General features: G+C 57.6%; 1 protein-coding gene. It reads right to left on the bottom strand.

The features are described 5' to 3' along the window. A partial coding sequence (locus tag ACR0EL_RS22730) for an MmgE/PrpD family protein (protein WP_480502388.1) occupies positions 1-542 on the bottom strand: 542 nt, incomplete at both ends.

Here is a 542-nt window from a genome sequence, read left to right as displayed (position 1 = left end):
CAAGCCCAGCGTTATAAGGTTTACCCATGGTCCCAAACTGTGATTTCTGCCCTGAGGCCCGGGTCGCGGTTAGCCCCAACAGGTCACGCATCTGCTTTACGTCAAATGCCATAATCCGACCCGCAGCCACCGCAGCCCCAAACGCGCCAGCCGTGGCTGTTTGGTGAAAACCAGCCTGATAATGACCACGACCAAGCCACAAACCGATGCGGATCGATAACTCCATTCCCACTAGCGCTGCCTCAAGCAGATCGACCAGAGGTCGGTCTTCCCACGCCGCAAGAGCAAGGGCTGCAGGAAAAACAGCAACCGATGGATGACCGATATGAGCGAAATGCGTGTCGTCATAATCAAGCGCATGAGAAATGGTACCATTCACCAGCGCCGCTGCGCGTAGCGGCGCATCACCGCCTCCGAACAAACGCGCCTGTGCGGCACCGCTCTCGGAAAGAACCATCTGACGTATGATGCGGGAAACCGGCTCATCTGCGCCTGCCCGCCCCACAGCAAGCCAGTCCAACGCGGATAGAGATGTCACAATA

It is taken from the genome of Ruegeria sp. AH12 (assembly GCF_056541465.1).
The sequence above is the reverse complement of the archived record's forward strand: the minus strand, read 5'-3'. Positions and strand labels throughout refer to the sequence as shown.